Source organism: Nonomuraea sp. NPDC050691, from assembly GCF_040654455.1.
In the GTDB taxonomy this organism is placed as follows: domain Bacteria; phylum Actinomycetota; class Actinomycetes; order Streptosporangiales; family Streptosporangiaceae; genus Nonomuraea.
The window spans coordinates 1-7,338 of record NZ_JBFAIA010000275.1; the positions used below are offsets into that span (position 1 = coordinate 1).

Annotated in this window: 9 protein-coding genes; 4 read left to right on the forward strand and 5 right to left on the reverse strand. The window is 74.4% G+C overall.

Annotated elements, in window-relative coordinates; translation table 11 throughout:
* The first annotated feature begins 89 nt into the window (after nucleotides 1–89).
* Genes AB0H81_RS42860 through AB0H81_RS42870 form a run of 3 tightly spaced genes read left to right on the forward strand, consistent with a single transcriptional unit; the run spans nucleotide 90 to nucleotide 3,462 of the window.
* Nucleotides 90–1,019: an ATP-binding cassette domain-containing protein gene (locus tag AB0H81_RS42860; protein ID WP_358387659.1), complete on the forward strand. Its 930-nt coding sequence runs from the start codon at nucleotides 90–92 to the stop codon at nucleotides 1,017–1,019.
* Entirely contained in the window at nucleotides 1,016–2,617 is a 1,602-nt protein-coding gene (locus AB0H81_RS42865; protein ID WP_358387662.1) for a hypothetical protein, read from the forward strand. The genes AB0H81_RS42860 and AB0H81_RS42865 overlap by 4 nt, the downstream gene beginning before the upstream one ends.
* 47 nt (nucleotides 2,618–2,664) lie before the next feature.
* Complete coding sequence (locus tag AB0H81_RS42870; RefSeq protein WP_358387664.1) at nucleotides 2,665–3,462, forward strand: ABC transporter permease; 798 nt, start codon at nucleotides 2,665–2,667, stop codon at nucleotides 3,460–3,462.
* 40 nt (nucleotides 3,463–3,502) lie between these two features.
* On the opposite strand, the gene AB0H81_RS42875 is transcribed toward AB0H81_RS42870, so the two are convergent.
* From AB0H81_RS42875 to AB0H81_RS42890, 4 genes are all read right to left on the reverse strand, one after another.
* A complete protein-coding gene (locus AB0H81_RS42875; protein ID WP_358387667.1) occupies nucleotides 3,503–4,024 on the reverse strand; it encodes a GNAT family protein in 522 nt (173 codons plus the stop codon).
* 42 nt (nucleotides 4,025–4,066) lie between these two features.
* On the reverse strand, nucleotides 4,067–4,633 hold the full coding sequence (locus AB0H81_RS42880) for a TetR/AcrR family transcriptional regulator (RefSeq protein WP_358387669.1): 567 nt from the start codon (nucleotides 4,631–4,633) through the stop codon (nucleotides 4,067–4,069).
* 8 nt (nucleotides 4,634–4,641) lie between these two features.
* Entirely contained in the window at nucleotides 4,642–5,043 is a 402-nt protein-coding gene (locus AB0H81_RS42885; RefSeq protein ID WP_358387671.1) for a YchJ family metal-binding protein, read from the reverse strand.
* Nucleotides 5,044–5,198: 155 nt separating this feature from the next.
* Entirely contained in the window at nucleotides 5,199–6,134 is a 936-nt protein-coding gene (locus AB0H81_RS42890) for a winged helix-turn-helix domain-containing protein (protein WP_358387674.1), read from the reverse strand.
* A 303-nt stretch (nucleotides 6,135–6,437) separates the two neighbouring features.
* Here AB0H81_RS42890 and AB0H81_RS42895 point away from each other — a divergent pair, with 303 nt between their 5' ends.
* The gene (locus tag AB0H81_RS42895) at nucleotides 6,438–6,782 is read left to right on the forward strand and encodes a DUF6355 family natural product biosynthesis protein (protein ID WP_358387677.1); all 345 of its coding nucleotides are present in this window, start codon (nucleotides 6,438–6,440) and stop codon (nucleotides 6,780–6,782) included.
* A gap of 48 nt (nucleotides 6,783–6,830) precedes the next feature.
* Here the strand turns inward: AB0H81_RS42895 and AB0H81_RS42900 are convergent.
* On the reverse strand, nucleotides 6,831–7,338 hold a 508-nt coding region (locus tag AB0H81_RS42900), incomplete at its 5' end, for a Sir2 family NAD-dependent protein deacetylase (RefSeq protein ID WP_358387680.1).

Consider the following 7,338-nt stretch of genomic DNA (forward strand, 5'->3'; position numbering starts at 1 on the left):
GCATCCCTCGATCGAGGGATGCCGCGCCGCCTACGATGGCTCCCCCGCGTGACGCGCCCGCCCGGGGCCGCCCCCTAGCCTGCGATGCCATGGAAACCACCATCGAAGTCGCCGGCCTGCGCAAACGGTACGGACCGACCCTGGCGCTGGACGGCATGACGTTCACCGTGACGCCGGGACGGGTCACCGGGTTCGTCGGCCCCAACGGCGCCGGCAAGTCGACCACCATGCGGGTGGTCCTGGGCCTGGACGCCGCCGACGAGGGCACCGCGCTGGTGGGCGGCCGGCCGTACCGGAGCCTGCGCGACCCGTTGCGGCACGTGGGCGCGCTGCTGGACGCCGGGGCGCTGCAGCCGAGCCGGACGGGCCGGCACCACCTGCTGTGGCTGGCCCACTCCCAGGGGCTGGGCGCGCGGCGGGTGGACGAGGTGATCGACCTGGTCGGGCTGGGATCGGCGGCGCGGCGCAGGGCGGGCGGGTACTCGCTCGGGATGCGCCAGCGGCTGGGAATCGCGGCGGCGCTGCTCGGCGACCCGCCGATGCTGATGCTGGACGAGCCGTTCAACGGGCTGGACCCGGAGGGCATGGTGTGGATCAGGGGGCTGCTGGCCTCGCTGGCGGGCGAGGGCAGGGCCGTGCTCGTGTCGAGCCACCTGATGAGCGAGCTGGAGGACACCGCCGGGCACGTGGTGGTCGCCGGCCGTGGCCGGGTGGTGGCGGACGCGGCCGTGGCCGACCTGATCGCCGCCGCCTCCCGCGACCGGGTCACGCTGCGGACCTCCGACCGGGCGGCGGCGATGACGGTGCTGGCCGGGGTGGGCGCCGCGGTGACCGTGTCCGGTGGCGACACGGTGACGGTCTCGGGGGTGCCGGCCGAGCGGGTCGTGGGGCTGCTGAACGCCGGCGGGGTGCCGTTCTCGGAGGTGACGGCGCACCGGGCGACGCTGGAGGAGGCGTACATGGAGCTGACCCGCGACGCGGTCGAGTTCCGCGCCGCGACCGGCGGAGCGACGCGATGAGGGCGGACGGGCCGTCCGGGCGGGGCGGCGCGATGACGGCGGACGGGCCGCCGAGGCCGGATCCGGCGGGACGTGGCGGGTTCGGGCGGCTGGTGCGGGCCGAGTGGACGAAGTTCCGCACGGTCCGCGGCTGGGTGGCCGGCATGGCCGCGGCCGCGCTGGTCACCGTGCTGCTGGGCCTCATGTCGGCGGCGGGCAGTCACACCTCGTGCGGCGGCCCGGACGACACCTGCCCGGCGCCGCCGGTGGGCCCGGGCGGCGAGGCGGTCAGCGACCACTTCTTCTTCGCGCACCGGACCCTCACCGGCGACGGCTCCGTCACCGCGCGCGTCACCTCCATGACAGGGCAGGTCCGGGTCCCCGACGTCCAGCCCGGGGTGCGGCGGGTGGAGTCCCGCGTCGTGCCGTGGGCCAAGGCGGGGCTCATCGTCAAGGACGGCGTCCGGCAGGGCTCCACGTACGCCGCGGTCATGGTGACGGGCGCCCACGGGGTGCGGATGCAGCACGACTTCACCCAGGACACCGCCGGCCGGCCGGGCGGCGTGTCGGCGGCCTCGCCGCGCTGGCTGCGGCTGGACCGCGCGGGCGAGGAGATCACCGGGTACGAGTCCGAGGACGGCCGGCGGTGGACGAGGGTCGGCACGGCACGGCTGCCCGGGCTGCCGGAGACGGCCCAGATCGGGCTGTTCGCCGCCTCGCCCGGCGACCTGACCGTGAGACGGGCCGACTTCGGCGGCAGCATCGAGCAGGTCCGCTTCTCCGAGACCACCGCCGTCTTCGACCGGGTCGAGCTGTCGGGCCGCGTGGCGGGCGGGACGTGGAGCCGCGACGACATCGGCGCCACCACGGAGGCGGACGGCGTGACGCTGCACCATCCGGGCGGCTTTCACGAGTCCGGCGGCACGTACACCGTGACCGGCGTCGGCGACATCGGGCCCCTCACCGACGGGCAGCGCGCCGAGAACACGCTGACCGGCGTGGTCATCGGGCTGATCGTGGTGATCGTCGTGGCGGTCGTGTTCGTCACCGCGGAGTACCGGCGCGGTCTCATCCGCACCACGCTGCTCGCCGCGCCGCGGCACGGTCGCGCGCTGGCCGCCAAGGCGGTGGTGATCGCCGCGGTGACCTTCGCCGCCGGGCTGGCCGCCACGGCCGTCACCGTGCCCTGGGGAACGGGCCTGCTGCGCGGCAACGGCAACATCGTGCTGCCGGTCTCCGTGGCGGCGCAGGTGCGGCTGGTGGCCGGGGTCGCCCTGCTGATGGCCGCCGCGGCGGTCCTGGCGCTCGCGCTGGGCGCGCTGTTCCGGCGGGGCACGGCGGCGATCACGGCCGCCATCGCGGTCGTCGTGGTGCCGCACCTGCTGGCGACCGCGTCGATCCTGCCGGACGAGGCGGCGCGGTGGCTGCTGCGGGTGACCCCGGCGGCCGGGTTCGCGATCCAGCAGAGCATCCCCGCGTACCCGCAGGTGCTCGCCAACTACGTGCCCTCGGCCGGCTACTACCCGCTCGCCCCCTGGGCCGGGCTCGCGGTGCTGTGCGGGTACGCCGCGCTCGCGCTCGCCCTGGCCGTCGTCCGCCTCGACCGGAGGGACGCGTGAACCGCCGGCGCGTGTCCCGGGAACGGCGGATGTCCCCGGAAGGGCGGGTGTCCCGGGAAGGAGGCTGGGCGGGGCGGGAGGTGCGGGCCGAATGGACGAAGCTGCGCACCGAGCCGGGCGCGGGACGGCTGCTGGCGGCGCTGGTCGTCCTGACGGCGGCGGCGAGCGCCGCGGTGTGCGTGAGCGTGACCTGCCCGGCGGCGGGCTGCGGCCACGACGCCGTCAAGCTCGCGCTGGGCGGCGTCCAGGTGGGGCAGGCCGTCGCGGCCGTGCTGGCCGTCCTGGTCGCCGGCGGCGAGTACGGCACCGGCATGATCCGCACCACCCTCACCGCCATGCCCCGCCGGGGCGCCGTCCTGGCCGCCAAGGCCGCCGTGCTGGCGGGCGTGACGGTGCCGGCCGCCGTGCTCGCCGTACTGGGCTCGCTGCTGGCCGGGCGGCTCGTCCTGCCCGGCCGGGGGTTCACAGCCGCGCACGGCCACCCGCCGCTGTCGCTCGCCGACGGGCCGACGCTGCGGGCCGCCGCCGGGTCGGTCCTGTACCTGGCGCTGGTCGCGCTGCTGAGTCTCGGGATCGCGTTCGCCGTGCGCGACTCGGCGGCGGCGATCGGGGCGGTGCTCGGGCTGCTGTACGTGTCGGCGGTCCTGCCCCTCATGGTCGGCGACCCGGACTGGCAGCTGGCGCTGTGGCGGCTGTCGCCGTCGAACGCGGGCCTGTCCGTCCAGGCCACCGTGAATCTGGACGGCCTGCCGCTGAGCCCGTGGGCGGGCCTCGGTGTGCTGGCCGCGTGGGCCGCCGTGGCACTCGCGGGCGGCGGCCTGCTGCTGCGCGTCCGCGACGCGTGACGCCGTACGCCGACGCCGGCGACGGCCGCGTCACTCGCGGCTAACGGGGATCGGTGCGCAGGAGCGCGTACAGGAGCTGGTCGTGCCACGCTCCGGCGCGCCACTGCGCCTCCCGCAGCACGCCCTCCCTCCGGAACCCCGCCTTCTCCAGCGCCCGCTGCTCGGCCCGGTTGCGGGTGTCGGTGTACGCCTGGACGCGGTGCGCCCTGGTGTGGTCGAACAGGTACGCGGCCAGCCGGCGCTGCGCCTCGGTGCCGATGCCGCGTCCCCGGAAGGCGGGCCGCAGCAGGATCCCGATCGTCCAGCACCACGAGTCGGCGGGCGGCCCCCAGCCCCAGGCCTTGCCCCAGTCGACCCGCCCCGCCACGTCGTCGCCGTCGCAGACGGTCAGCGTGCCGCCGTCGTCACGCAGCATCCCGTTCTCGGCGTACGCGCGCCGGTCGCGTCCGGGGGAGCGGAAGCCGAACCACTGCAGCTCACTCCTCCCGGCCGGCGTGCCGAACTCCTCCTCGAAGATCGTCAGGTCGTCCTCCCGGACCGGACGGAGCGTCACACCCGCCATGGAACCCTCCTCGGGGAAGCCGTGGTCACGCGCGGAGAAGGGTCAGGAGAGCGCGTCGATCCAGCGCTCCAGGCGGTCGCCCTCGGCCTTCATCAGCTCCGGGTCGCGCAGGGTGTTGGTGATCAGCGAGATCCCCTGGTAGGAGGACAGCAGGGCGACGGCCAGCTGGCGCGCGTCGTCGCGGCCGAGGGCGGCGAACTGCCGCTCCATCCAGTCCAGCAGCTCCCGCATGAGGGCGGCCACCGCCTGGTCGAGGCCGTCGGCGCGTTTGTCCAGCTCGGAGGCCAGCGTGCCGGTGGGGCAGCCGTAGCGGGCCGCGACCTCGCGCTGGTCCACCCAGCCGCGGACGAGCGACTTGAGCCGCTGCGCCGGCTCGGGCATGGCGTCGAGCAGGTCGAGCAGGCCGCGCAGCGACCGGGCGTGCTCGCCGATGGCCGCCTCGACGAGCTGGTCCTTGGTCTTGAAGTAGTAGTAGACGTTGCCCACGGGCACGTCGGCCTCGCGGGCTATGTCGGCCAGCGTCGTCTTCTCGACGCCCTGCTCGTGCAGCACCTTGGCCGCGGCGGCCGTCAGGCGTTCCCGCTTCCCGCCCCGTACTGAGTTGGTCACCTGACTTACTATAGCCCCGCCGGCTCCAGGGCGCCTTCATATACCCAGCGTCCGTCGAGCCGGACGAACCGGCTGTGCTCCTCCATCGCCCCCTCGCGCCCGCGGTCGACGTAGTGGGCGCGGAAGCGGACGGTGCCATCGGTGTGCAGGACCGTGCCGCGGGCGGTCTCCAGCACCTCCAGCCGCACCCACCGCACCTTGCGGTCCAGGCCGGCGCGCGCCGGCCGGGTGGCCGGATGCCAGGTGCGCAGCAGGTAGGCCTCGTCGCCCACGCTGAACGCGGCGAACCGCGACCGCATGAGCAGCTCGGCCGTGGACGCCGCGCCCTCGCCGCGGTGGAAGCGGCCGCAGCAGTCACGGTAGGGGGCGGGCAGGCCGCACGGGCAGCCGGCGGGTACACGACGGGACATGTCCCCCATTGTGCCCGCTCCGGAACGCGGGGCGGTCCTACGCGTCGCCTTGCTCGGAGCCGATTCGACGCTTCCGCGCACAACAAAACCACGAATTGCGCGCGTGTCAGAATGCGAAGAAGCGCCGCGTTCCGCGGGTCGTTGCCGCATCCTGCTTATCGCCGGAAATTGCCGGCCTCTGATGGTCCCGCGAACAGGTCGAGGATTTCCGTGCCGCGATGGGTCAGGCGCAGGCGCACTTCACGGCCGCGTCGTTCGCGGTGCAGCAGTCCTGCCGCCGTGAGCTGGTCACAGTGGTACGTGATGGTGCTCACGCCCAGATGGAGATGGCGGGCGAGTTCGCTGACGGACGGCTGCGGGGAGGAGGCGCGCAGGATCGCGGCCCGGATGGGGCCGAGGATCCGGGTCAGGGCACTGTCCGGAGCGGTGGGCGCCGCCGGATGGGTGCGGGTGACGATGCGGCCCAGCCCGGGCAGGGGGTAGCCGATCCATACGAGGTCGTCGCGCTCGACGTCGTACATGCTGGCGCTGAAACCCGAGGCGAGCGGGACCAGCACCAGGCGGCGCCCGCCCAGTTCGGACGGAGGCCGGCGGCAGGGGGGATGGGGCAGGTGCAGCGTGCCGTCGACGTAGCGGAGAGGGGTGCTCAGGCCGCTCAGGACGGCGTCCAGGCCGCGGCTGACCACGGCGGCGCCGATCCGTTCGGTCTCCCGTGCGAAGAGGCTGTCGGCTCGGGCCCACAACGGCTCCATCACGGCCCAGGCGGCCCGCAGCACCTGTCTGTAGGCGGTGAGGAAGGCGCCGGGGTCGTCCACGAAGCGCTGCCAGGCCGGCGGCATCGAGGTGCGGTAGTGGGAGGACACCTCGTCGGCGAGCGCCTGCGGGTCGAGCCCGCCGAGCTCGCGGAGGACGGTGCCCATGCTGGTGGTGCGGAGGTCGGCGGTCAGGGCGAGGGAGTCGGGCATCCAGCAGTCCCGGGTGCTCAGCAGCGGGCGCACGAGCGCCGCGCCGGCGGGCAGCGCGCCGCGCACGGCGTCGCGCCACGACGCGGGTACGCCGCTCCTCGTGTCGCCGATCACGTCCCGTAGCACTGAGAAAAGCGTGGCACCGGGCGAGCGGCGCACATCGACGTGCACGTCGTCCAGTGTTCCCAAGGACAGTGCGTTTCCCGCCACCCCGGACTCCTCACCCGTAGACGCCCGCGAAAAGTGAAACCCGGGGACACGTCGCGCTCTTCCCGCTTTTCCCGTCCGGCTTTTCCCGCTCGGTGTCGGGGGCCGAGCCTTTCGAAATCCATCGAAAGGCTCGGGGCCGGGCGGTGCGCGCGGTGAGACTGACTCCTGCGACCGATTCACAGGGAATCCATCGCACCGAACAAAAAGGGAGTGAGCGATATGCGCGCACAGATCGTGGGGGCGATCGGCGGGATGGTGGCCGCCTTGGCGTTGACCACCGCGCCGGCGTACGCCGGCCAGCAGCAGGTGCGCCAGGCACCCGCCGCGGCCAAGCTCGCCACCGCTGGGACCAGCGGCGGGACGGCCGGGGCGCTCGCCTGTGGCTGGAGTCCCGATGGCCCCACCGGCCAGGCCTGGTACAACCACTGCGGCCCCACGTGGGTCTACATCCGCGTCGAACGGCACGGTCTGGATGGATTCACCAGGTGTGTCCCGCCGGGCTGGACCCATCTCGGCTCCACGTCCGTCATCAAGTACGCCTGGTACAACGGCCACACCTGCTGAATCGGCCTGTGTGACGCGTGAACGGGGAGCCCCGTGCGCCCGCGGTCCTCAGGGAGCCCGGACGGCGGGCGCCGGGAGCCGGGTGGTCAGCTCGGTGAGCGTGGCGCCGAGCGGCGCGTCCAGCCGGATCGTGGCCTCGGCGTCGCCCCGGGTGGGTCCCTGGTTGACGATGGCGATCGGGATGCCCAGCTCGGCGGCCCGCAGGACGAACCGCAGCCCCGACCGCACCGCCAGCGACGAGCCGAGCACCAGCAGCGCCCGCGCGCCCGCCACCAGCGCGAAGCACTCGTCCACGCGCGGCTTCGGCACGTTCTCGCCGAAGAACACCACGTCCGGCTTGAGCAGCCCGCCGCAGTCCGTGCAGTCGGCCACCTGGAAACCCGCGACCTGCTCGTCGGTGAGGACCGCGTCGCCGTCGGGATTGATGACCGCCGCCGCGGCGTCCCAGCCCGGGTTGGCGCGGCGCAGGCGCCGGTCCAGCTCCATGCGGGGCGTGCGCCGGCGGCACGACAGGCAGACCACCCGGTCGAGCCCGCCGTGCAACTCGACCACCCGC